Source organism: Pseudomonas sp. S2_A05, assembly GCF_054668485.1.
Genome location: NZ_CP162775.1, coordinates 3,306,107 through 3,330,342, shown reverse-complemented (window position 1 = coordinate 3,330,342; position 24,236 = coordinate 3,306,107). Strand labels below are relative to the sequence as shown.

Here is a 24,236-nt window from a genome sequence, read left to right as displayed (position 1 = left end):
CACAAACCGCGAAAACGCTGCGGTTATTTTTCTGTGGGCCGCTCGCAGATGTGAAAACCGTGTGAAAACGGGGCTCCGGAGCCTTTTTTGCTGCGGGCTTGACGAGGTTCTCCCAATGGTGTTGCAGCGCACCCAGGGTGCGCAGGACAGCAAAAAACGTTACCGGTTCACCCCTTACTGAGTATTTAGCGGATGCCCGACCCAGTGAGCGTAGTCGTGTTGTGCAGTTTTGGTGCAAAAAAATCATGAATCCAGCCTTGGCCAATCTGGCGGCGACTGACCTGAGGTACGGCAGATCAAGGATTTTCGTGCAGCTCTTCACGTCAAGGCTCATATCGGGGCCTGTGTTGGTGCGCGGCCGGGATAAATGTTTCATGTCGGAGCGCCTGGCGATTTACTGCCGGCAGCGGCGTGAAGCTCGCTGCATTCGCAGGTATGCTGCCGTTCTGTCGCTTGGCGCGCTGCTTCGAATGGGCCGCCGCTAAGCTGAGTTAGAGGATCAGCGGGAGTGCTCACAGTGTTTGCTTTGGATTCACGACTTCAACAGGACGCCCTGGTCATCGGCGACTTTCCGTTGTGCCGGCTGTTGCTGTCCAACGACAGCAATTACCCTTGGTTCATACTGGTACCTCGTCGCGAGGATATAAGCGAGTTGTTTCAGTTGGATGTCGCCGATCAGCAACAGCTATGGCGAGAAACCACCACCCTTGCCGAGTTACTCAAGGATTCGTTCGACGCCGACAAGCTGAACGTGGCAACCCTGGGTAACGTTGTCAGCCAGTTACATATGCATGTGATCGTGCGTAAGCGTGACGATGTCGCCTGGCCGGCTCCGGTCTGGGGCAGGCACCCGGCCAAGCCGTACAGCGCGGAACAGGTAGCAGCCATTCGCGAGCGCTTGCGTCTGGTGCTGACCGATGAATTCACTTTTTTGGAGGGCTGAGTCATGAGCCTTGAAGGACGCGTTACCGATCTGGAAAGCCGTCTGGCCTTTCAGGATGACACCATTCAGGCATTGAACGATGTGCTGGTGGCGCAGCAGAAGGTCATCGAGCGCTTGCAATTGCAGATGGAAGCGCTGATCAAGCGTCACGAAGAGATGGTCGGGCAGTTCGGTGCTTTTGAGGAAGATGCACCGCCGCCGCATTATTGAGCCATTCGGCAGGCATAAAAAAACCGCGAACAGACAGGCTGTTCGCGGTTTTTTTTTGCTTTGGATCAGCGACGCGGCAGGGCGGCGATCACGTCCTCGGCTTGCAGGCCCTTGTCGCGGTTCATTACCGAGAACTCGACGCGCTGGCCTTCGACCAGGACGCGGTGGCCTTCGCCACGAATGGCGCGAAAGTGCACGAAAATATCATCGCCGGAGTCCCGGGAGATAAACCCGAAACCCTTGGAAGTGTTGAACCACTTCACGGTGCCGGTATCGCGATTGCTCATGTCATAGGTGGTCGGCGCAGCGGCCGGTGACGATTTGTAGAAGCTCACGGCCAGATGCAGCAGCACGGCAACCAGGGCGATCACCAGACTGAACAACACCGCCGGCTGGCCAGCGATGACCGGCATTGGTGCGATCAGCGTCAGGGTTTGCAGGACGACAGTCAGCACCAGCAGGGCGCTGACCAGATTTTGCAGATGCTGGCGCGGGCCTTTGTTCCAGTACGGAATCACTGGAGCGATGACCAGGTTCAGCAGGCCGAAAAAGGCCAGGTAAAGTGCATCGGGCTGTTGCAGGTAAGGAACGGCTTCGGCTTTCAGGCTGGGTATGAACGACAGCAGCAAGGCTGCTGCGCCCATTAGCAGGTGGACGATTTTCAACATTTTGATTGGCTCACGTTATGACGGCTCACAAGGAAGAGCTGAAGGCGCACGGTTCGCTTCAGGACAAAATAAGAGGCGGTGGACACGTACACGGCATCAGCCTATGCGCAACACCCCGGAAAATAGGGCATGGCGACACACTGCCTATTTAACAGCAAAGCCTGCGGCTACTCAAATCAGCCCGGCCAGCGGCAGAAAAACGGTCGATTTGTCGCAGTCTGACCACGGATTCATAGCTGCGAGCCGGCTCTTGCCTTGCTACAGTGGGACCGAACCTGCTGGATGAATTCAATCACTGTTAGGGGGCAAGCATGGCAATTGATATCGGTATCAGTGAAGAAGACCGCAAATCCATCGTCGAAGGGCTGTCGCGACTGCTGTCGGACACCTACGTGCTGTATCTGAAAACCCATAACTTCCACTGGAACGTCACTGGCCCGATGTTTCGCACGTTGCACCTGATGTTCGAAGAGCAATACAACGAGCTGGCGCTGGCCGTCGATTTGATCGCCGAGCGTATCCGTGCGTTGGGCTTCCCGGCGCCGGGTGCCTACGCGACCTACGCGCGTCTTTCTTCTATTAAAGAAGAAGTCGGTGTGCCGAGCGCCGAAGACATGATCAAGCAATTGGTCGAAGGTCAGGAAGCGGTGACCCGTACCGCGCGCGGCATTTTCCCGCTGCTGGACAAGGTCAGCGACGAGCCGACCGCTGACCTGCTGACCCAACGCATGCAGGTGCACGAGAAAACTGCGTGGATGCTGCGCGCGCTGCTCGAGGAATGACCCGGCCGCTGCGGACGGCCTGAGGTCGTCCGCATGCTCTCCAGACTCTTACCGTTGTCGTTGGCTTATCCTACGAGGCTGGTCAACAAGTCGTATGGCGCTAACTTTGTCACTGGGTTTTTATGAAGGCGCAGGATGTTGCCTTATAAATCAGCAGTCATGGCAAAGGAGTGTCAACGCTATGGTAGAAGGAGACAGGCGAAGCGACAGGATGTCGGCTTCGCGGCATGTAATAAAGGTCGATCCGTTCGTCAGCGAGTTCGACATGAATCTGATCCGGCCGCTGTCGCGGTCGATTCGCCTCAATGGTTTTGCGACCTGCCTGCGACTCGAGCAGGTCTACTGGAACATCCTCGGCGGCATGGCCGAGGACAATCATTGCTCGATCAGCACACTGCTATCCCACGTTGATCGTGAGGTGCATCTGCGTTACGGCGGAGTGAAGAATTTCAGTGCGCTGGTGCGGGTGGTTTGCGTCATGAACGGGATCAAAGATCTCGCGCCCGCAGTTTCGCGCTGAACGGCGGGTGCAACGAGGTTGCGGGCTGTGCAGCGTTACGGCTGCACAGCCCGCATTTAATCGATATAATCCCGCGCTTTCGCCGCAAAGCCCTTCGCGCGGCAGCAATCTGATCGCCGAGACACCTCCATGCCAATGTACGATTACCAATGTGCTTCCTGTGGTCATCAGTTGGAAGCCATTCAGAAGATCAGCGACGCACCGTTGGTCGATTGCCCTGCCTGCCAGGCGCCCGAACTGAAGAAGCAGCTGTCCATGCCGGGTTTTCGCCTCAGCGGCAACGGTTGGTACGAGACCGACTTCAAGACCGGAGCCAAGAAGAATCTGGCCGGTGGCGACAAAGCTGACTAGGGTTCCAACCCTGAACGAACGACACGCGTGAGTTTCCGCCCTGCTTGATGGCGGCGGGATCTCCACCGAATTTCGAATTACGAGAAGCGAACCACACCATGATGCGCAGCCACTATTGCGGCCAACTGAACGAAAGCCTGGAAGGCCAGGAAATTACCCTTTGCGGATGGGTTCACCGTCGCCGCGACCACGGCGGGGTGATTTTCCTCGATATCCGTGATCGTGATGGTCTGGCTCAGGTGGTGTTCGATCCGGATCGCGCCGAGAGCTTCGCCGCCGCCGACCGCGTGCGCAGCGAATACGTCGTGAAGATCACCGGCAAGGTGCGTCTGCGTCCGGCCGGCGCGACCAACGCCAACATGGCCTCGGGCATGATCGAAGTGCTGGGTTATGAACTGGAAGTGCTGAACGAGTCGGAAACCCCGCCGTTCCCGCTCAACGAGTTCTCCGACGTCGGCGAAGAAACCCGCCTGCGCTATCGCTTCCTCGACCTGCGTCGTCCGGAAATGGCCGAGAAGCTGCGCCTGCGTTCGCGCATGACCACCAGCATCCGTCGCTTCCTCGACGAGAACGGCTTCCTCGACGTCGAAACGCCGATCCTGACCCGGGCCACTCCGGAAGGTGCGCGTGACTATCTGGTGCCGAGCCGTACCCACGCCGGTTCGTTCTTCGCCCTGCCGCAATCGCCGCAGCTGTTCAAGCAACTGCTGATGGTCGCCGGCTTCGACCGTTACTACCAGATCGCCAAGTGCTTCCGTGACGAAGACCTGCGTGCCGACCGTCAGCCGGAATTCACCCAGATCGACATCGAGACCAGCTTCCTCGATGAAAAAGAGATCATGGGCCTGACCGAGCAGATGATCCGCAACCTGTTCAAGGAAGTGCTGAACCTGGAGTTCGGCGAATTCCCGCACATGACCTTCGAAGAAGCCATGCGCCGCTACGGTTCGGACAAGCCGGACCTGCGTATTCCGCTGGAACTGGTTGACGTTGCCGACCAGTTGAAAGAAGTCGACTTCAAGGTGTTCAGCGGCCCGGCCAACGATCCGAAGTGCCGCATCGCCGCACTGCGTGTTCCGGGCGGGGCGAGCATGCCGCGCAAGCAGATCGACGACTACACCAAGTTCGTCGGCATCTACGGTGCCAAGGGCCTGGCGTACATCAAGGTCAACGAGCGTGCCGCCGGTGTTGAAGGTCTGCAATCGCCGATCGTGAAGAACATCCCGGAAGACAAGCTCAACGTGATCCTCGATCGCGTTGGCGCAGTCGATGGCGATATCGTGTTCTTCGGTGCCGACAAGGCCAAGATCGTCAGCGAAGCCCTGGGCGCGCTGCGTATCAAACTCGGTCACGACCTGAAGCTGCTGACCTGCGAGTGGGCGCCAATGTGGGTCGTCGACTTCCCGATGTTCGAAGAGAACGACGACGGCAGCTTCTCGGCGCTGCACCACCCGTTCACTGCACCGAAGTGCACCCCGCAGGAGCTCGAAGCCAACCCGGCCGGCGCACTGTCCCGTGCGTACGACATGGTCTTGAACGGCACCGAGCTGGGCGGCGGTTCGATCCGTATCCATCGCAAGGAAATGCAGCAAGCGGTATTCCGCCTGCTGGGCATCAACGAAGCGGAACAGGAAGAGAAGTTCGGCTTCCTGCTCGACGCGCTGAAGTACGGCGCACCGCCGCACGGTGGTCTGGCCTTCGGTCTGGACCGTCTGGTGATGCTGATGACCGGCGCCCAGTCGATCCGTGAAGTGATCGCCTTCCCGAAAACCCAGAGTGCTGCCGACGTGATGACGCAGGCTCCGGGCGTAGTGGATGCCAAGGCATTGCGCGAGCTGCACATTCGCCTGCGCGAAACGCCAAAGGCTGAGTAAGACGGGCCTGAAGGCGCATCTTCGGATGCGCCTTTTTTCTTTCTCAGGTCGAATTTTTCAATTGCCGGCCGCTGCCTCGGCGGGGCGGGCAAGGTTTCAAAGAGCATTCGGAGCAAGTTATGGCAGGTCATTCCAAGTGGGCAAACATCAAGCACCGCAAAGAACGTCAGGATGCCAAGAGGGGCAAGATCTTCACCAAGTGGATCCGTGAACTGACCGTTGCGGCCCGTCAGGGTGGCGGTGATCCGGGTTCCAACCCGCGTCTGCGTCTGGCTCTGGACAAGGCGTTGAGCGCCAACATGAGCCGCGACATCATCGACCGTGCCGTTGCGCGCGGTGCCGGCGCCACTGAAGCGGACAACGTTGAAGAACTGACCTACGAAGGTTACGGCCCGGGCGGTGTGGCGGTGATGGTCGAGTGCATGACCGACAATCGCAACCGCACTGCGGCGGCTGTGCGTCACGCGTTCAGCAAGTGTGGCGGCAACCTCGGCACCGATGGTTCGGTGGCGTATCTATTCGAGCGCAAGGGCCAGATCAGTTTCGCCCCGGGTGTCGATGAAGACGCACTGACCGAAGCGGCGCTGGAAGCCGATGCCGATGACGTGGTCACCCACGAAGACGGTTCGATCGACGTGTTCACCTCGTTCACCGGTTTCTATGCGGTGCGCAACGCGCTGGAAGCGGCCGGGTTCAAGGGCGACGACGCGGAAATCGTCATGCAGCCGACCACCAGCGCCGAGCTGGATCTGGAAGGTGCGGAGAAGGTGCTCAAGCTGATCGATATGCTTGAGGACCTGGACGACGTGCAGAACGTCTATTCCAACGCGGATATCCCGGAAGACGTCGCCGCTCAGCTTGGCTGATAAGCGACTAGTCTTCCTTGTGGGAGCGAGCCTGCTCGCGAAAGCGGTGTGTCATTCAGCACCTGTATCTGCTGACATACCGCCTTCGCGAGCAGGCTCGCTCCCACATTTGCTATTGGCTGTCAGGTAAATCGTTTTATGAATCTGCAGGCGTTATGACTCTAATCCTTGGTATCGACCCCGGTTCGCGCATCACCGGTTACGGGATCGTTCGCGATACCGGGCGGGGTGGCTGCATCTATGTGGCCTCGGGCTGCATTCGCACCGGCTCCGGCGAGCTGCATGAGCGTCTGCAGATCGTCTATCGCGGCGTGCGCGAAATCATCAAGACCTACGGCCCGGTGACCATGGGCATCGAAAAGGTGTTCATGGCGAAAAACGCCGACTCGGCGCTCAAGCTCGGGCAGGCGCGCGGCGCTGCGATTGTCGCCGGCGCCGAAGAGTGTCTGGAAATCGCCGAGTACACCGCCACGCAAGTCAAACAGGCGGTGGTCGGCACCGGTGCGGCCAATAAGGAGCAGGTGCAGATGATGGTCATGCACATGCTCAAGTTGACCAGCAAGCCGCAGATCGACGCCTCCGACGCCCTCGCGATTGCCATTTGCCATGCGCACACGCGCTCAAGCCTGCTGCCGCACGGGCTGGGAACCGCACGCAGTCGTGGCGGGCGCCTGCGTCTCTGATAGCATCAGCATCAATTTTCTCGAAAGTGACTTCGCGGTGCCTGTGTTGTCGGCGCGCAAGCCACCTTCAATCGTCGCCAGCCCACGGCTGGCCAGCGCTCAAGGATTCAAAACGTGATTGGACGCTTGCGCGGCACCCTGGCTGAGAAACAGCCGCCGCACCTGATTCTCGATGTGAACGGCCTTGGCTATGAGGTGGAAGTGCCCATGACCACCCTTTATCGTCTGCCGTCGGTCGGCGAACCGCTGACCCTGCACACCCATTTGGTCGTACGCGAAGATGCGCAATTGCTCTATGGTTTTGCCGGCAAGCGTGAGCGAGACTTCTTTCGCGAGCTGATCCGTCTCAATGGCGTCGGACCGAAACTGGCGCTGGCGTTGATGTCGAGCCTGGAAGTCGACGAGCTGGTGCGCTGCGTGCAGTCTCAGGACACTTCGGCGCTGACCAAGGTGCCGGGGGTTGGCAAGAAAACCGCCGAGCGTTTGCTGGTGGAATTGAAAGATCGCTTCAAGGCCTGGGAAACTTCGCCGGCGATGTTCGCGCTGGTGCCGAATCAGCCGGACGGCCCGGCGCCGGTCAACAGTGCCGAGACCGATGCGGTCAGCGCGTTGATCTCGCTGGGCTACAAGCCGCAGGAAGCGAGCAAGGCGATTTCCGCGATCAAAGACAAGAACCTGAGCAGCGAAGACCTGATCCGCCGCGCTCTGAAGGGAATGATTTAAGTGATTGAAGCTGATCGTCTGATCGCCGCCGCGCACAGCCCGCGCGAGCGCGAAGAAGTCCAGGATCGGGCCATCCGCCCGGTCAGCCTGGCTGATTACATTGGCCAGCCGACCGTGCGCGAGCAGATGGAACTGTTTATCCAGGCTGCCCGTGGCCGCAGCGAGTCCCTCGATCACACCCTGATCTTCGGCCCGCCGGGGCTGGGCAAGACCACGCTGGCGAACATCATTGCCCAGGAAATGGGCGTGTCGATCAAGAGCACCTCCGGGCCAGTGCTGGAACGCCCGGGTGATCTGGCCGCGTTGCTGACCAATCTTGAGCCGCACGATGTGTTGTTCATCGACGAAATTCATCGTCTGTCGCCGATCGTTGAAGAAGTGCTGTACCCGGCGATGGAAGATTTTCAGCTCGACATCATGATTGGCGAGGGGCCGGCGGCGCGTTCGATCAAACTCGATCTGCCGCCTTTCACTCTGGTCGGCGCCACCACCCGCGCCGGCATGCTGACCAATCCGTTGCGTGATCGCTTCGGTATCGTCCAGCGCCTGGAGTTCTACAGCACGGCGGATCTGGCAACGATCGTCAGTCGTTCGGCGGCGATTCTCGGTCTGCCGCTGGATCCGGAAGGTTCGTTTGAGATCGCCCGTCGCGCCCGTGGCACACCGCGAATCGCCAACCGTCTGCTGCGGCGGGTGCGCGATTTCGCTGAAGTACGCGCCAAGGGCCACATCACCAAAGCGGTGGCGGATCTGGCGCTGAACCTGCTGGACGTCGATGAACACGGTTTCGATCACCAGGACCGGCGTCTGCTGCTGACCATGATCGAGAAGTTCGACGGCGGCCCGGTCGGTATCGACAGTCTGGCGGCGGCGATCAGTGAAGAACGCCACACCATTGAAGACGTGCTCGAACCGTATCTGATCCAGCAGGGCTACATCATGCGCACGCCACGGGGCAGGGTAGTGACGCGGCATGCCTATCTGCATTTCGGTTTGAATGTTCCGTCACGCATGGGCGAGATGCCCGTGGCAGACGAGTTTCTGGACGCCGTCGACGATTGATACACATTTGTTGGTGATTTATTCAGGGTTTGTACTGTCAGACGACGGTACTTTTGCGTTAAAGCTTTGAAACCACGAAAAACAGTTGTCTGGCCGGATTGGCAACCTGAGGAGTAAGCACTAGAGTATGCGCGCGCAAAACGGGCTTGAGCCGTTCGCACATCGTTGTCGCGTTTATTACGAGGACACCGATGCGGGCGGCATCGTGTATTACGTTAATTACCTCAAGTTTATGGAACGGGCTCGAACCGAGCGGCTACGGGAACTGGGTTTTGCCCAATCTGTGCTTGCCGGAGAGGACCTGTTGTTCGTCGTGCATTCCAGCGAAGCGCGCTACTACGCGCCGGCGCGACTGGATGACGAACTGCTGGTAAGCGCTGATGTAATCGAATTGAACCGTGCCAGCCTGCGCTTCAAACAGCAGGTCAGGCGGGCCACGGATAATGTGCTGCTCTGCGAAGGGCAGTTTTTGGTGGCCTGCGTGCGCACCGACAGTTTGAAACCCCGGGCCCTTCCCGAAGACCTGCGTGCGGCCTTCGCCGACGCGGTCGGCCCGGGTACACACTCAAAGCAGGAGATAAAGCGTGGAAGCTAACGTCGTCGACCATTCCTCCATGTGGAGCCTGGTCAGCAATGCCAGCATCGTGGTGCAGTTGGTAATGTTGACCCTGGTGGCCGCATCGGTGACCTCATGGATCATGATCTTTCAGCGCAGCAATTTGCTGCGTGCCGGTCGACGTGCCCTGGAGAGCTTCGAAGAGCGCTTCTGGTCGGGTATCGACCTGTCCAAACTGTACCGTCAGGCCGGCAGCAACCCTGATCCGGATTCGGGCGTGGAGCAGATCTTCCGTGCCGGCTTCAAGGAATTCTCCCGTCTGCGTCAGCAGCCAGGTGTCGATCCTGAAGCCGTGATGGAAGGTGTCGCCCGTGCCATGCGCGTGGCCATCTCGCGCGAAGAAGAGAAACTCGAGCAGAGCCTGCCGTTCCTCGCCACCGTCGGTTCGGTCAGCCCGTACATCGGTCTGTTCGGCACCGTGTGGGGGATCATGAACTCCTTCCGTGGTCTGGCCAGCGCCCAGCAAGCGACGCTCGCCACCGTTGCCCCGGGTATCGCCGAAGCCCTCATCGCCACCGCGATCGGCCTGTTCGCTGCGATCCCGGCGGTCATCGCTTACAACCGTTTTGCTGCGCGCAGCGAAACCTTGCTGGGCCGCTACTACACCTTCGCCGATGAATTCCAGGCGATCCTGCACCGCAAAGTGCACACCAGCGAAGAATAAGCAGGTATTTCCCGATGGCTTTAATCGCTCGAGCTCGCAAAAAGCGCAAGCCGGTCGCCGAGATGAACGTGGTGCCCTACATCGACGTGATGTTGGTGCTGCTGGTCATCTTCATGGTGACCGCGCCGATGCTCAATCAGGGCGTGAAAGTTGATCTGCCCAAGGTTTCCAGCGAAGCCTTGCCGCAGGACAACAACACTCAGGTCCTGACCATTTCGATCAAGGCTGACAAGACCTACTACTGGAACCTTGGCAGCGAAGTCGACACCGAGAAGCAACAGGACAGGGCCATGACCCTGCCACAGATGACGGACGCGGTGACCAAGATCATCCGCGCCGGCACCGAGGGCGGCAAACGCACCCAGGTGTTCATTCGTGGTGACAAAACTGTCGACTACGGCGCCGTCATGGGTGCCATGGGCGGGTTGCAGAAAGCCGGGGTCGGTAACGTTGGTCTGATTACCGAGGCCCCCTGATGCAGCAACAGCGAGAGCCGTCCGCCTCGGAAAGCTACTTCTGGCCTAGTGTTCTGGCAATCGTCCTGCACGTGCTGGTGTTTGGCATGCTGTTCGTCAGTTTTGCCTTCACGCCCGAACTGCCGCCGGCCAAGCCGATCGTCCAGGCGACTCTGTACCAGCTGAAATCGAAAAGTCAGGCGACCACCCAGACCAATCAGAAGATTGCGGGTGAGGCGAAGAAATCCGCCGCGCGCCAGACCGAAGTCGAACAGATGGAACAGAAAAAGATCGAGCAGGAAGCGGTGAAGGCGGCGGAACAAAAGAAAGAGGAAGCGGCTCAAAAGGCCGAGGAAGCCAAGAAGGCCGACGAGGCGAAAAAAGCCGACGAGGCGAAAAAGGCTGATGAAGCCAAGAAAGCCGACGACGCGAAGAAAGCCGAAGCGAAAAAGGCCGAAGAGAAACAATTGGCTGATATAGCCAAGAAGAAGGCCGAAGACGAAGCGAAAAAGGCTGCTGAGGAAGAGGCGAAGAAGGCCGCTGCCGAAGAAGCCAAGAAGAAGATCGTCGAAGACGCGAAGAAGAAAGCCGCCGAAGACGCCAAGAAGAAAGCTGAAGCTGAAGAGGCGAAGAAGAAAGTCGCCGAAGACGCGAAGAAGAAAGCTGCTGCCGATGCTGCGAAGAAGAAAGCGCAGGAAGCGGCACGCAAATCCGCCGAAGACAAAAAGGCCCAGGCCCTGGCAGATCTGCTTTCCGACACGCCGCAGCGTCAGCAGGCCCTGGCAGATGAGCAGGGTGACGAAGTTGCCGGCAGTTTCGATGACCTGATTCGCGCTCGTGCAGCGGAAGGCTGGGCTCGTCCTCCTTCGGCGCGCAAAGGCATGACGGTCGTGCTGCAAATCGGCATGTTGCCGGACGGCACGGTGACTTCGGTCAGCGTCGCCAAGTCCAGTGGTGACGGTCCGTTCGATGCTTCGGCGGTCGCGGCAGTGAAGAATATTGGACGTTTGACAGAAATGCAGGGAATGAAGCCGAGCGATTTCGCTCCGTATCGTTCATTCAAGATGACATTCACACCTGAGGATCTAGCCTTGTGAGAAACCTTCTTCGAGGAATGCTGGTCGTGATCTGCTGCATGGCAGGGATCGCGACGGCAGATGAAAAGAACATTCTGGTCACCAGCGGCAGCGATCGGGCCACCCCGATCGCCGTCGTACCGTTCGGCATGCAGGGCGGCGCCGTGCTGCCTGATGACATGGCTGAAATCATTGGCAACGATTTGCGCAACTCGGGCTATTACTCGCCGATTCCGAAAGCCAACATGATTAGCCAGCCAAGCCAGCCGAGCGAAATCATCTTCCGTGACTGGAAGGCGGTGGGTGCTCAGTACATGATGGTCGGCAGCATCGCTCCAGCGGGCGGTCGTCTGCAGGTGCAGTGGGCACTGTTCAACGTCGCCACCGAGCAGAAAGTGGCGGACGGCAGTGTTTCCGGTACGACCGACCAGATCCGTGACATGGCGCACTTCATTTCCGATCAGTCGTTCCAGAAGCTGACCGGCATTGAGGGTGCCTTCTCGACGCGCCTGCTGTACGTGACGGCCGAGCGTTTTTCCGAGAAGAACACGCGTTACACCCTGCAACGTTCCGACTATGACGGTGCCCGCGCAGTGACTCTGCTGCAATCGCGCGAGCCGATCCTGTCGCCGCGTTTTGCACCGGATGGCAAGCGTATCGCCTACGTGTCGTTCGAGCAGAAGCGTCCGCGTATCTTCATGCAGAACATCGACACCGGTCGCCGTGAGCAGATCACCAACTTCGAAGGCCTCAATGGCGCGCCAGCCTGGTCGCCGGATGGCAATCGCCTGGCGTTCGTGCTGTCGAAAGACGGTAACCCGGACATCTACGTGATGAACCTCGGTTCGCGCCAGATCAGCCGCGTAACCAATGGTCAGGGCATCAATACCGAACCGTTCTGGGGCAAGGATGGCTCGACCATCTATTTCACCTCGGACCGTGGCGGCAAGCCGCAAATCTATAAAACCAGCGTCGGTGGCGGTGGTGCCGAGCGTGTGACGTTCGTGGGCAACTACAACGCCAACCCGAAACTTTCGGCTGATGAAAAGACTTTGGTGATGATTCATCGTCAGGATGGCTTCACCAATTTCAAGGTGGCAGCTCAGGATCTGCAGCGAGGTAGTGTAAAGATCCTCACTGATAGCACTCTGGACGAGTCACCTACTGTTGCGCCCAACGGCACCATGGTAATCTACGCCACCCGCCAACAGGGCCGGGGAGTCTTGATGCTCGTGTCCATTAATGGACGCGTGAGGCTCCCGCTTCCTACCGCTCAAGGCGAAGTCAGAGAACCGTCCTGGTCCCCTTACCTGAAGTGAGCGGGCGCTACACGTTTTACTTAACACACTGGGGTTCATTAGGAGTTTCACGATGGAAATGCTGAAGTTTGGTAAATTTGCTGCGCTGGCTCTGGCCATGGCTGTAGCTGTAGGTTGCTCGTCCAAAGGCGGCGACAACGCCGGTGAAGGCGCTGTTGATCCAAACGCTGGTTACGGCGCAAACACCGGTGCCGTTGACGGTTCCCTGAGCGAAGAAGCTGCTCTGCGCGCAATCACCACCTTCTACTTCGAATACGACAGCTCGGACCTGAAGCCAGAAGCCATGCGCGCTCTGGACGTTCACGCCAAAGACCTGAAAGCAAACGGCGCTCGCGTTGTTCTGGAAGGCAACACCGACGAACGTGGTACTCGTGAGTACAACATGGCACTGGGCGAGCGTCGTGCGAAAGCCGTTCAGCGCTACCTGGTACTGCAAGGTGTTTCCCCAGCTCAGCTGGAACTGGTTTCCTACGGCGAAGAGCGTCCAGTTGCTACCGGCAACGACGAGCAGTCCTGGGCCCAGAACCGTCGCGTCGAACTGCGTAAGTAATTCGATATGCGAACGTGCCGTCGTGCTGTAACTGTTCTGGCTCTCAGCCTCGCGCCGCTTGCGGCGTGGGCTGCGGTTCCTGTGGTCGATGACAACTCCGGTTATAACAATAGCGGGAGCAGTTATCCGCCTGCGGGTTACGGTACGAACGGCGCCTATGCCGGGGGAGCGGCTTCGGCCCCTGCCTCGGCACAAGGCATGCTGTTCAACCAATTGCAACAGATGCAGGATCAGATCTCGCGCCAACAGGGCGTGATCGAAGAACTGCAGAATCAGGTTTCGCGCATGAAGCAGGAATCCCTGGAGCGATACCAGGATCTTGATCGGCGCATAGGATCCGGCGTTGCACCAGCCGCGACTCCCGAGAATTCTTCTGCCGGTGGCGATGCAAGTGCTGCTGCCGGTGCTGCCGCAGGCGCGGGTGCTGCTGCGGCAGCCCAGGCCCCTGCTGCGGGTAGCGAACCGGCTGATCCGGCCAAGGAAAAGCTGTATTACGATGCCGCTTTCGACCTGATCAAAGCCAAGGATTTCGACAAGGCCAGCCAGGCCTTCGCCGCTTTCCTGCGCAAATACCCCAACAGCCAGTACGCGGGCAACGCCCAGTACTGGTTGGGCGAAGTGAACCTGGCCAAGGGTGATCTGCAAGGTGCAGGTCAGGCCTTTGCCAAGGTTTCGCAGCTGTATCCCAAGCACAACAAAGTGCCGGATTCGCTGTACAAGCTGGCTGACGTAGAACGCCGCCTCGGTCATACCGACAAGGTCAAAGGCATTCTGCAGCAGGTGGTGTCCCAATATCCGGGCACTTCCGCCGCGCAGCTGGCCCAGCGTGATTTGCAGCGCATGTAAGCCTGTTCATCCGTGTTTTGAAGAAACCCGCGCTTGTCGCGGGTTTTTTCGTTAGAATTCACGCCCTTTTTCTGAAACACGCTTCTTGTGGTCTACGCGTTGGCGGGATTGCCTGAAGTGCCTGACGGAGGCGGACAGCCTGTTTAGCTGTTACGCCCGTGGCGACTATGCAAGACACATTGAGAATCACCGAAGTTTTCTACTCGTTGCAGGGGGAAACTCGGACTGCCGGGCTGCCCACGGTTTTCGTGCGCCTGACCGGTTGCCCGTTGCGTTGCCAATACTGCGACAGCGCTTATGCGTTCAGCGGCGGCACCGTCCGCACCCTCGACGACATCCTTGAGCAAGTGGCCGGTTATCGTCCGCGTTACGTTTGTGTCACCGGCGGTGAGCCGTTGGCTCAGCCGAACGCCATTCCTTTGCTTGAACGGTTGTGTGATGCCGGTTACGAGGTGTCGCTGGAAACCAGCGGCGCCCTCGACGTGTCCGCCGTCGATCCGCGTGTCAGTCGCGTCGTCGACCTGAAAACGCCGGGCTCGAAAGAAGCCCATCGCAACCGTTACGAGAACATCGAACTGCTGACCCGCAACGATCAGGTGAAGTTTGTCATCTGCTCGCGGGAAGACTATGACTGGGCGGTATCGAAACTGATCCAGTACGGGCTTGATCGACGTGCGGGTGAAGTGCTTTTCTCCCCAAGTCATCATGACCTCAATGCCGGGGATCTGGCGGATTGGGTGGTGGCAGATAACCTGCCAGTGCGGCTGCAACTGCAGTTGCATAAATATCTATGGAATGATGAGCCGGGGCGCTGAGATGATTGAGCAACTGAACACTACCGAAAAACGTGCCGTTATCCTGCTTTCGGGCGGCCTCGACTCGGCCACCGTGGTGGCGATGGCACGCGCCGAAGGCTACGCCTGCTATACCATGAGCTTCGATTACGGCCAGCGCTCCCATGCTGAATTGCATGCCGCCGCCCGCGTTGCTCGCGATCTGGGAGTGGTCGAGCACAAGGTCATTGGCCTGAATCTCAACGGCATGGGCGGCTCGGCGCTGACTGACACCAGCATCGACATTCCGGAAGAGCTGGGCGAAGGCATTCCGGTGACTTATGTGCCGGCACGCAACACCGTGTTTCTGTCGTTGGCGCTGGGTTGGGCCGAAGTGCTCGGCGCGCGCGACATCTTCATCGGCGTCAATGCAGTGGATTATTCCGGCTATCCGGATTGCCGTCCCGAGTTCATCGAGTCGTTCGAGCGCATGGCCAACCTGGCCACCAAAGCGGGCGTGGAAGGCAATGGCTTCCGCATTCAGGCGCCACTGCAAAACCTGAGCAAGGCGCAGATCGTCCAGGCTGGCGTGAAGCTGGGCGTGGATTATGGCCTGACGGTTTCCTGCTATCAGGCAGACGATGACGGCCGCGCCTGCGGCAAATGCGACAGCTGCCGCCTGCGTGCTGAAGGCTTCGCGGCGGCGGGTGTGAGCGATCCAACTCCTTATTTTTGATCTTTTTCAAAAAAGGTGTTGAATAGTCCTTAAAAATCAGTATTATACGCGCCACCACACAGCGGGTCGTTAGCTCAGTTGGTAGAGCAGTTGGCTTTTAACCAATTGGTCGTAGGTTCGAATCCCACACGACCCACCATATTTGGCGGTTTAGAAAATCCGGAAGGCCCACGAAAGTGAGGATTTCCGGGTTTTTTTTTGCCTGCAATTCGGGCGTTCGACGTTTCAGCGCGGGCGGCCTGACACAGGTCAGAATCATCTTTTGTATCAACGGGATATTCTGTAGCCTTGCGCAGCTTCAACGCTGTCCGTGCCTGATGATACTCACTCTCCCGGCGGTACCCTCTAACGGTCCGGAGCCGGGTGTATACTCGACTTTCGCGCGAATGCGCCTGCAGGTCTTGCGAACATGACGCAGATTTCCGAACGCCTTCTGGTTCAAGCCCACCTCGACGCCAAACAGCCCAAACCGCTGACGGCAGAAGAGGAGGCTTATTACCGTTCCGCCATCGCCGCCGAGCTCAAGGCTCAGGACGCGGTGCTGGTTGCCCACTTTTATTGCGATCCGGTGATTCAGGCCCTGGCCGAAGAGACCGGCGGCTGTGTATCCGATTCCCTGGAAATGGCCCGCTTCGGCAATGCCCATCCGGCCAAGACCGTGGTGGTCGCCGGCGTGAAATTCATGGGCGAGACGGCAAAGATTCTCAACCCGGAAAAGCGAGTGCTGATGCCGACCCTGGAGGCGACGTGCTCGCTGGACCTGGGATGCCCGGTCGATGAGTTCTCGGCGTTTTGTGATCAGCATCCAGAGCGCACCGTGGTGGTGTATGCCAATACTTCCGCCGCCGTGAAGGCTCGGGCCGACTGGGTGGTGACTTCGAGCTGTGCACTGGAGATCGTCGAAAGCCTGATGGACAACGGCGAGACGATCATCTGGGGCCCGGACAAGCATCTGGGCACCTACATTCAGCGCAAGACCGGCGCCGACATGCTGCTGTGGGACGGTGCTTGCATCGTCCATGAAGAATTCAAGTCCAAGCAGCTCGAAGACATGAAGGCGCTGTACCCGGACGCGGCGATTCTGGTGCATCCCGAGTCGCCGACTTCGGTGATCGAACTGGCGGACGCCGTCGGTTCCACCAGCCAGTTGATCGCTGCCGCGCAAAGCCTGCCGAACAAGACCCTGATCGTCGCCACCGACCGTGGCATCTTCTACAAGATGCAGCAGCTGTGCCCGGACAAGGTCTTTATCGAGGCGCCTACCGCCGGTAATGGCGCCGCGTGCCGCAGTTGTGCACATTGCCCGTGGATGGCCATGAACACCCTTGAGCGCACGCTCAAGAGCTTGAAAGAAGGCACCAACGAGATCTTTGTCGATCCGGCGCTGATTCCCCAAGCGATCCGCCCGTTGAAGCGCATGCTCGACTTCACCCAGGCAGCGCGGATGAAATTGGCCGGCAACGCCTGAGAGAACCCCTTTTATGAGTGAGCCCTGTGGTGAGGGGATTTATCCCCGTTGGGTGGCGAAGCCGCCCTAAATCAAACACCGCGGCATATCAGGGATACCGCGTGGGCTCCTTTACGACTACTACGCAGCCGGACGGGGATAAATCCCCTCACCACAGGCCGGCTCTTGAGTATGGAAGTTATTTGCTCTTCTTCGGGATCCGCACCACGCACGTATCCGAATAGATGTCGTGCCAGGTGCGTTTCTGCTTGTCGAACAGCGACCAGAAGAATCCCAGCCCGACACACAACCACGACGCGATCGACACCATAAAGCGCAGCAGCGCCTGCCACAGGCTGATCGCTGTGCCGTTGGCGTTCTGCACGCGGATCCCCCACACCTGCATGCCCAGTGTCTGCCCGCCATGGGTCCAGAACTTGGCAAAGAAGCCGAACAATACCAACAGCAGCACCGTGGAGTAGAGCGGATCACCATCCAGCTGGCCGGCGTCGGTCATCACTCGCAGACGCTCTTCGCCAATGATCGCCGCCTGGATCAACTTATAGATGAAGCCGGTGACGATCAGCAGGGCGGTGCACAGCAGGAAGTCGTAGAACATCGCCGCCAGACGACGACCGAGAGCAACGGGAGGAAAGTCCCCTTGCGGCGTGAGCAGGTGTTTCGACATGGCAGCCTCGGGACGCGAATGGAAGCGCCATTTTACGGATAAGCGCGCACAAAAAAGCCCCTGATATCAATATCAGGGGCTTTTTCGTATCAGAAGATCAGGCTTCTGCTTGTACTTCGTCAGCCTGCATGCCTTTCTGGCCTTGCACAGCAACGAAAGTCACTTTCTGGCCTTCTTTCAGGCTCTTGAAGCCGTTGCCCTGAATGGCGCGGAAATGTACGAACAGATCCGGACCGCTTTCTGGAGTGATAAAACCAAAACCTTTCTCGTCGTTAAACCACTTGACGGTACCGCTCTGACGTGTGGACATTTCTTATTTCCTTTGACGCATAAATTGATGACAGCCCCTTTCACATGAAAGAGTACTGGAGCTGGTTGCAAGGAGTAAGAAGACGTCGAGCGGGATGTAGCTAACTTGTAGGCTACTGCCCAGGTCACGATTCCAAGCTGACCCATGCAAACACAGTGGACAAACTCTACGCCAACTACGGGAGAAAAAACAAGCCCTGCGAAGGCCCCGGTTTTACTGCTCTTCGCGGCAATTAGTCAGTTCACTAGTGCAGTCTTGGACGATTGTCTGGTTCAGTTTTTCGCAGTCGTTATAAGCAACGTTCATATTCGAAACAGATGATAAAAAACGCACTGTTTTATGGCGATTGCGTTACACATTAGTGCACGCATAACGCAATCGCGTTACTTATAGAAACAGTCGATCAACCGCGATAGTAGCGTTGTGGAACAAATGGCATTTTGCTTACAAGCATTTGCACCTTTTTCCCACGGACGATGGCCCACACAGGTGTATCGAGCGTGACGTAGGCGCTGTCGAGGTAACCCATCGCCAATGGTCCGCCCAAGGTTGGACCAAAGCCGCCGCTGCAGACGCTGCCGATGATCGCGCCGGCCTCGTTGACGATCTCTGCGCCTTCACGCACCGGGGTACGCTCCTGTGGCAGCAGGCCGACGCGTTTGCGTGCGACGCCGTTCTGTTGCTGCGCGAAGATCTGCTCGGCGCCCGGGAAACCGCCGGCCCGCGCGCCATCGGCGCGGCGGGGCTTGGAGATCGCCCAAAGCAGGCTGGCTTCGATCGGCGTGGTTTCGGTGTTCATGTCATGGCCGTACAGGCACAGGCCGGCTTCCAGACGCAGCGAATCACGGGCGCCGAGGCCGATGGCCTGGACCTCTGGTTCGGCGAGCAGGGCGCGGGCGAGTTTTTCCGCGTCGGCGGCCGGTACAGAGATTTCGAAACCGTCTTCACCGGTGTAGCCCGAACGGCTGACAAAGCAGTCCACGCCCAGCAACGACACACGCTTGAACTGCATGAAGGTCATCTTCGTCACGTCCGGCGCAAGACGCGCCAGCACCGTGACGGCTGCCGGACCTTGCAGGGCGAGCAGGGCGCGCTCTTCGAACAGCGCCGTAATGGTGCACTGATCGCCGATGTGTTTTTGCAGATGCGCGAGATCCTGATCCTTGCACGCGGCGTTGACCACCAGGAACAACTCGTCATTGTCCAGATTGGCAACCATCAGGTCGTCGAGGATGCCGCCGCTTTCGTTGGTGAACATCGCATAACGCTGCATGCCCACCGGCAGGTCGATGATGTCCACCGGCACCAGGGTTTCCAGGGCTTTGGCCGCATTGGCACCGGTCAGACGAATCTGGCCCATGTGCGAGACGTCGAACAGCCCCGCCTGTTCGCGGGTGTGCTGGTGTTCTTTCATCACCCCGAGCGGATATTGCACGGGCATGTCGTAGCCGGCGAACGGCACCATGCGCGCGCCGAGTTCGAGGTGCAGTGCGTGCAGCGGGGTTTTCGAGAGTTGTTCGGTGGACATGCGTGGCTCCTTTGAATTTGGGTTGCGGGTGAGAGGCAAGATCAAGAGCCCCTCACCCCAGCCCTCTCCCGGAGGGAGAGGGAGCTAGTTACGTTTGGCTGAGTTCGTAATCAGCATTCGATAATGTTGACCGCCAGGCCGCCGCGGGCGGTTTCCTTGTATTTGCTTTTCATGTCGGCGCCGGTCTGGCGCATGGTGCGGATGACTTTGTCGAGGGAGACGAAATGCTGGCCGTCGCCACGCATGGCCATGCGCACGGCATTGATGGCTTTCACCGAACCCATCGCATTGCGCTCGATGCACGGGACTTGTACCAGGCCGCCGATCGGGTCGCAGGTCAAACCGAGGTTGTGTTCCATGCCGATTTCCGCGGCGTTCTCGACTTGCTGCACGCTGCCGCCGAGCACTTCGCACAGAGCGCCGGCCGCCATTGAACAGGCCACACCGACTTCACCCTGACAACCGACTTCGGCGCCGGAGATCGAAGCGTTTTCCTTGTAAAGAATGCCGATTGCGGCAGCGGTCAGCAGAAAACGCACGACACCGTCGTCATTCGCCCCGGGGATAAAACGCATGTAGTAATGCAGCACCGCCGGAATGATCCCCGCCGCGCCATTGGTGGGCGCAGTGACCACGCGTCCGCCATTGGCGTTTTCTTCGTTGACCGCCAGTGCATAAAGATTGACCCAGTCGAGCACCGACAACGGATCGCGCAGGGCCGATTCCGGGTTCTTGCACAATTGCCGATGCAGCGCCGCCGCCCGGCGTTTGACCTTCAAACCGCCCGGCAAGATACCTTCGTTACGACAGCCAGCAGCGACGCAGTCCTGCATCACCTGCCAGATTTTCAGCAGGCCGGCACGGGTTTCGGCTTCCGGGCGCCAGGCGCTTTCATTGGTCAGCATCACCTGGCTGATCGACAGCCCGTACGTAGCGCAATGAACGAGCAAGTCCTTGGCGCTTTTGAAAGGGAAGGTCAGTGGCGTGGCGTCTTCGACGATGCGATCGGCACCGGCCGCATCTTCATCGACGACAAAACCACCGCCAACCGAGTAGTACTCGCGACTGCGAATCTGAATCCCCGCCGCATCGAAGGCGCGAAAGATCATGCCGTTGGGGTGATAGGCCAACGGCTTGCGGATCATCGCCAGATGTTCTTTCTCGTTGAACGCAATGCAGTGTTCGCCGAGCAGGTTCAAGCGGCCGTTGCCGCGAATTTCCTGCAGGCGCGCGGCGACGGTTTCGGTGTCGACTGTGTCCGGGTGCTCGCCTTCAAGGCCGAGCAGCACGGCTTTATCGCTGCCGTGACCTTTGCCGGTAGCACCGAGCGAACCGTACAGCTCGACACGCACGCTGGCGGTGCTGGTCAGCAGGTTTTCACGGCGTAAGCCCTCGGCAAAGCGCGCAGCCGCGCGCATCGGGCCGACGGTGTGAGAACTGGAAGGACCGATGCCAATCTTGAACAGGTCGAACACGCTTAACGACATGAGTGGTTCTCCGGTTTCTTGTTATAGGGATTGGCGCAGTTTTTGAGATCGGTGCAGATCCCTTGTGGGAGCGAGCCTGCTCGCGAAAGCGTCGGATCAGCCACCATTTACGTTGACTGAAATGGCGCCTTCGCGAGCAGGCTCGCTCCCACAGGGGGATCTAGGGTATTGCTGAAATCGGGGCCGATATTCAGCCCCTCATTCCATTAAGCGTAGCTTTCGATCGACGGGCAGGCGCAGACCAGGTTGCGATCGCCGAAGACATTGTCGACACGGCCGACCGGCGGCCAGTATTTGCCTTCGATCAGCGACGCGACCGGGTACACCGCTTGCTCACGGCTGTACGGGTGGGTCCATTCGCCGACCAGTTCCGCTGCGGTGTGCGGGGCGTTTTTCAGCGGGTTGTCTTCCTTGTCCAGCGTGCCGTTTTCCACTGCGCGGATTTCCTCGCGGATGCGGATCATGGCGTCGCAGAAGCGGTCCAGTTCTTCCTTGGATTCGCTTTCGGTCGGCTCGATCATCAATGTGCCGGCGACCGGGAACGACATGGTCGGCGCATGGAAGCCGAAGTCGATCAGGCGCTTGGCGACGTCATCGACGCTGATGCCGCTGCTGTCTTTGAGTGGACGCAGATCGAGGATGCACTCGTGCGCCACCAGGCCGTTGCTGCCGGTGTACAGCACTGGGTAATGCTCTTCGAGGCGGCGGGAAATGTAGTTGGCATTGAGGATCGCCAGTTGCGAAGCGCGCTTCAGACCGGCACCACCCATCATGCGGATGTACATCCAGGTGATCGGCAAAATACTTGCGCTGCCGAACGGTGCCGCGCAGACCGCGCCTTCCTTGCGTTCCATCTGGCCGTGGCCCGGCAGGAACGGGGTCAGGTGCGACTTGACGCCGATCGGGCCAACGCCCGGGCCGCCACCGCCGTGCGGGATGCAGAAGGTTTTGTGCAGGTTCAGGTGCGAAACGTCGCCGCCGAACTTGCCCGGTGCGCAGAGGCCGACCATGGCGTTCATGTTGGCGCCGTCGATATACACCTGGCCGCCGTTGTCGTGAATGATCGCGCAGATTTCGCGGATGCCTTCTTCGAACACGCCATGGGTCGACGGGTAGGTGATCATCAGCGCGGCGAGATGTTCGCGGTGCTCGATGGCTTTGGCGCGCAGGTCTTCGATGTCGACGTTGCCACGGGTATCGCACGCGGTGACGACCACGCGCATACCAGCCATTTGCGCGGTGGCCGGGTTGGTGCCATGGGCCGACGACGGGATCAGGCAAATGTCGCGGCGCTCGTCGCCACGGCTCTGGTGGTAGGCGCGGATCGCCAGGAGACCTGCGTATTCACCTTGCGAACCGGCGTTCGGTTGCAGCGAGATCGAGTCGTAACCGGTGGCGGCGCAGAGCATCGCTTCCAGCTCATCGGTCAGTTGCTGGTAACCGGCGCTTTGTGCGGCCGGGGCGAACGGGTGCAGCGCACTGAATTCGGCCCAGGTCACCGGGATCATTTCACTGGCGGCGTTGAGTTTCATGGTGCACGAGCCCAGTGGAATCATGGTGCGATCCAGTGCCAGGTCCTTGTCCGCCAGTTTGCGCAGGTAGCGCATCAGCTCGGTTTCCGAGTGGTAACGGTTGAACACCGGGTGGCTGAGGATCGGCGACTGGCGCACCAGCGCAGCAGGGATGGTGCTCTGCACCGAGGCGGCCAGCGCAGCGAAGTCCGGCAGGGTCTTGCCGTCGGCGAACAGGCCCCACAGGGTTTCGATATCAGCCTGAGTGGTGGTTTCGTCGACCGACAGGCCCAGACGTTCGGCGTCGATCACACGCAAATTGATCTGCTCAGCATGCGCCTTGTCGTGCAGCGCAGCGGTGTCTGCGCCGGTAGCGATGGTCAGGGTGTCGAAGAAACTGGCTTGTTCAACTTGAGTGCCGAGAGCAGTAAGGCCCTTGGCCAGGATCGCGGTCAGGTGATGCACGCGGTTGGCGATCTGCGTCAGGCCTTTCGGGCCGTGATAGACGGCGTACATGCTGGCGATGTTGGCCAGCAGCACTTGAGCGGTGCAGATGTTCGAGGTGGCCTTTTCGCGGCGGATGTGTTGCTCGCGGGTCTGCATCGCCAGACGCAGGGCCGGCTTGCCGAAACGGTCAACCGAAACACCGACCAGACGGCCGGGCATGTCGCGCTTGAACGCATCCTTGGTGGAGAAGTAAGCGGCGTGCGGGCCACCGAAGCCCAGCGGCACGCCGAAGCGTTGCGCCGAACCGATGGCGACGTCGGCACCGAATTCGCCCGGTGCGGTGAGCAGGGTCAGGGCGAGCAGGTCAGCGGCCACGGCCACCAGAGCGTTGGCGGCGTGGAAGCGCTCGGTCAGCTCGCGGTAGTCGAACACATCACCGTTGCTCGCCGGGTATTGCAGCAGCGCGCCGAAGAACGGCGTGACGTCAGTCAGTTCGCGCTCATCGCCCACGACCACGTCAATACCGAGCGGCTCGGCACGGGTGCGCAGCACGTCGAGGGTCTGCGGATGGCTGTGGATCGAGGCGAAGAACTGGTGGCTGCCCTTGTTCTTGCTCAGGCGTTTGCAGAAGGTCATGGCTTCGGCAGCGGCGGTGGCTTCGTCGAGCAGCGAGGCGTTGGCGATCGGCAGGCCGGTGAGGTCGCTGATCATGGTCTGGAAGTTCAGCAGCGCTTCGAGACGGCCCTGGGAAATTTCTGGCTGGTATGGGGTGTAAGCGGTGTACCAGGCCGGATTTTCCAGCAGGTTGCGCAGGATCGGCGACGGCGTGTGGCAGTTGTAGTAGCCCTGGCCGATGTAGGTCTTGAACAGCTGATTCTTGCCGGCGATGGATTTGATCATCGCCAGGGCGTCGGCCTCGCTGAGGCCGTCGTCCATGCCGAGCACGCTGGTGCCCTTGATGCTTTCCGGGATGACGCTGGCGCTCAGCGCTTCGAGGGAATCGTAGCCGAGGCTGTTGAGCATGGCTTGCTCGTCACCGGCGCGCGGGCCGATGTGACGGGCGATGAATTCGTTGGCGGTGCCGAGATTGATGGCGGTCAT

General features: G+C 59.4%; 26 protein-coding genes and 1 tRNA gene. 21 read left to right on the top strand and 6 right to left on the bottom strand.

Annotation, left to right across the window (positions count from 1 at the left end):
- Window positions 1-517 precede the first annotated feature (517 nt).
- Together AB4O12_RS15195 and AB4O12_RS15190 are read left to right on the top strand one after the other, a co-directional pair.
- The gene (locus tag AB4O12_RS15195) at window positions 518-943 is read left to right on the top strand and encodes an HIT family protein (protein ID WP_252886704.1); all 426 of its coding nucleotides are present in this window, start codon (window positions 518-520) and stop codon (window positions 941-943) included.
- Window positions 944-946: 3 nt separating this feature from the next.
- Window positions 947-1,153: a SlyX family protein gene (locus AB4O12_RS15190; RefSeq protein WP_041479795.1), complete on the top strand. Its 207-nt coding sequence runs from the start codon at window positions 947-949 to the stop codon at window positions 1,151-1,153.
- 65 nt (window positions 1,154-1,218) lie between these two features.
- Here the strand turns inward: AB4O12_RS15190 and AB4O12_RS15185 are convergent, their stop codons facing one another.
- The gene (locus tag AB4O12_RS15185; RefSeq protein WP_016773496.1) at window positions 1,219-1,821 is read right to left on the bottom strand and encodes a cold-shock protein; all 603 of its coding nucleotides are present in this window, start codon (window positions 1,819-1,821) and stop codon (window positions 1,219-1,221) included.
- A gap of 311 nt (window positions 1,822-2,132) precedes the next feature.
- Here AB4O12_RS15185 and AB4O12_RS15180 point away from each other — a divergent pair, with 311 nt between their 5' ends.
- The 19 genes from AB4O12_RS15180 (at window position 2,133) to nadA (ending at window position 17,185) form a co-directional block, all read left to right on the top strand.
- On the top strand, window positions 2,133-2,603 hold the full coding sequence (locus AB4O12_RS15180; protein WP_041479794.1) for a Dps family protein: 471 nt from the start codon (window positions 2,133-2,135) through the stop codon (window positions 2,601-2,603).
- Window positions 2,604-2,784: 181 nt separating this feature from the next.
- Window positions 2,785-3,123, top strand: a complete 339-nt coding sequence (locus AB4O12_RS15175) for a ribbon-helix-helix domain-containing protein (protein ID WP_024014091.1) — start codon at window positions 2,785-2,787, stop codon at window positions 3,121-3,123.
- A 129-nt stretch (window positions 3,124-3,252) separates the two neighbouring features.
- Complete coding sequence (locus tag AB4O12_RS15170; RefSeq protein ID WP_016773499.1) at window positions 3,253-3,474, top strand: FmdB family zinc ribbon protein; 222 nt, start codon at window positions 3,253-3,255, stop codon at window positions 3,472-3,474.
- A 98-nt stretch (window positions 3,475-3,572) separates the two neighbouring features.
- Window positions 3,573-5,348, top strand: coding sequence for an aspartate--tRNA ligase (gene aspS / locus AB4O12_RS15165; RefSeq protein WP_041479793.1), 1,776 nt, complete (start codon window positions 3,573-3,575; stop codon window positions 5,346-5,348).
- A 119-nt stretch (window positions 5,349-5,467) separates the two neighbouring features.
- A complete protein-coding gene (locus AB4O12_RS15160) occupies window positions 5,468-6,214 on the top strand; it encodes a YebC/PmpR family DNA-binding transcriptional regulator (RefSeq protein ID WP_024014089.1) in 747 nt (248 codons plus the stop codon).
- 155 nt (window positions 6,215-6,369) lie between these two features.
- A complete protein-coding gene (ruvC, locus tag AB4O12_RS15155; RefSeq protein WP_016773501.1) occupies window positions 6,370-6,897 on the top strand; it encodes a crossover junction endodeoxyribonuclease RuvC in 528 nt (175 codons plus the stop codon).
- Window positions 6,898-7,011: 114 nt separating this feature from the next.
- Window positions 7,012-7,620 (top strand): Holliday junction branch migration protein RuvA, encoded by a 609-nt coding sequence (gene ruvA, locus AB4O12_RS15150; protein WP_024014088.1) that lies wholly within the window; start codon window positions 7,012-7,014, stop codon window positions 7,618-7,620.
- On the top strand, window positions 7,621-8,682 hold the full coding sequence (gene ruvB, locus AB4O12_RS15145; protein ID WP_024014087.1) for a Holliday junction branch migration DNA helicase RuvB: 1,062 nt from the start codon (window positions 7,621-7,623) through the stop codon (window positions 8,680-8,682).
- A 127-nt stretch (window positions 8,683-8,809) separates the two neighbouring features.
- On the top strand, window positions 8,810-9,277 hold the full coding sequence (gene ybgC / locus AB4O12_RS15140) for a tol-pal system-associated acyl-CoA thioesterase (RefSeq protein WP_150637475.1): 468 nt from the start codon (window positions 8,810-8,812) through the stop codon (window positions 9,275-9,277).
- A complete protein-coding gene (gene tolQ, locus AB4O12_RS15135; RefSeq protein WP_008080223.1) occupies window positions 9,267-9,962 on the top strand; it encodes a protein TolQ in 696 nt (231 codons plus the stop codon). Before ybgC ends, tolQ begins: the two co-directional genes overlap by 11 nt.
- 23 nt (window positions 9,963-9,985) lie before the next feature.
- Complete coding sequence (gene tolR, locus AB4O12_RS15130) at window positions 9,986-10,438, top strand: protein TolR (protein ID WP_160767866.1); 453 nt, start codon at window positions 9,986-9,988, stop codon at window positions 10,436-10,438.
- On the top strand, window positions 10,438-11,514 hold the full coding sequence (gene tolA, locus AB4O12_RS15125) for a cell envelope integrity protein TolA (RefSeq protein WP_016773505.1): 1,077 nt from the start codon (window positions 10,438-10,440) through the stop codon (window positions 11,512-11,514). Before tolR ends, tolA begins: the two co-directional genes overlap by 1 nt.
- Window positions 11,515-11,531: 17 nt before the next feature.
- The gene (gene tolB / locus AB4O12_RS15120) at window positions 11,532-12,812 is read left to right on the top strand and encodes a Tol-Pal system beta propeller repeat protein TolB (RefSeq protein ID WP_164488347.1); all 1,281 of its coding nucleotides are present in this window, start codon (window positions 11,532-11,534) and stop codon (window positions 12,810-12,812) included.
- 52 nt (window positions 12,813-12,864) lie between these two features.
- Complete coding sequence (pal, locus tag AB4O12_RS15115) at window positions 12,865-13,362, top strand: peptidoglycan-associated lipoprotein Pal (protein ID WP_003178634.1); 498 nt, start codon at window positions 12,865-12,867, stop codon at window positions 13,360-13,362.
- Window positions 13,363-13,368: 6 nt separating this feature from the next.
- The gene (ybgF, locus tag AB4O12_RS15110) at window positions 13,369-14,208 is read left to right on the top strand and encodes a tol-pal system protein YbgF (RefSeq protein ID WP_024014085.1); all 840 of its coding nucleotides are present in this window, start codon (window positions 13,369-13,371) and stop codon (window positions 14,206-14,208) included.
- A 167-nt stretch (window positions 14,209-14,375) separates the two neighbouring features.
- Window positions 14,376-15,023, top strand: coding sequence for a 7-carboxy-7-deazaguanine synthase QueE (queE, locus tag AB4O12_RS15105; protein ID WP_460058941.1), 648 nt, complete (start codon window positions 14,376-14,378; stop codon window positions 15,021-15,023).
- 1 nt (window position 15,024) lies between these two features.
- Window positions 15,025-15,717, top strand: coding sequence for a 7-cyano-7-deazaguanine synthase QueC (gene queC, locus AB4O12_RS15100; protein ID WP_041479788.1), 693 nt, complete (start codon window positions 15,025-15,027; stop codon window positions 15,715-15,717).
- Between the two features lie 63 nt (window positions 15,718-15,780).
- A tRNA-Lys gene (locus AB4O12_RS15095) sits at window positions 15,781-15,856 on the top strand.
- Between the two features lie 270 nt (window positions 15,857-16,126).
- Window positions 16,127-17,185 (top strand): quinolinate synthase NadA, encoded by a 1,059-nt coding sequence (gene nadA, locus AB4O12_RS15090; RefSeq protein WP_016773509.1) that lies wholly within the window; start codon window positions 16,127-16,129, stop codon window positions 17,183-17,185.
- Between the two features lie 178 nt (window positions 17,186-17,363).
- Here the strand turns inward: nadA and AB4O12_RS15085 are convergent, their stop codons facing one another.
- From AB4O12_RS15085 to gcvP, 5 genes are all read right to left on the bottom strand, one after another.
- Window positions 17,364-17,852 carry an RDD family protein gene (locus tag AB4O12_RS15085; RefSeq protein WP_071173361.1) on the bottom strand — a complete coding sequence of 163 codons (489 nt, stop codon included), beginning with the start codon at window positions 17,850-17,852 and terminating at the stop codon, window positions 17,364-17,366.
- A 97-nt stretch (window positions 17,853-17,949) separates the two neighbouring features.
- Entirely contained in the window at window positions 17,950-18,162 is a 213-nt protein-coding gene (locus AB4O12_RS15080; protein WP_003227496.1) for a cold-shock protein, read from the bottom strand.
- A 403-nt stretch (window positions 18,163-18,565) separates the two neighbouring features.
- Window positions 18,566-19,690 (bottom strand): glycine cleavage system aminomethyltransferase GcvT, encoded by a 1,125-nt coding sequence (gene gcvT, locus AB4O12_RS15075; RefSeq protein WP_460058937.1) that lies wholly within the window; start codon window positions 19,688-19,690, stop codon window positions 18,566-18,568.
- 110 nt (window positions 19,691-19,800) lie between these two features.
- Window positions 19,801-21,177, bottom strand: a complete 1,377-nt coding sequence (locus tag AB4O12_RS15070; protein WP_056787927.1) for an L-serine ammonia-lyase — start codon at window positions 21,175-21,177, stop codon at window positions 19,801-19,803.
- Window positions 21,178-21,383: 206 nt separating this feature from the next.
- Window positions 21,384-24,236: an aminomethyl-transferring glycine dehydrogenase gene (gene gcvP, locus AB4O12_RS15065; protein ID WP_460058935.1), complete on the bottom strand. Its 2,853-nt coding sequence runs from the start codon at window positions 24,234-24,236 to the stop codon at window positions 21,384-21,386.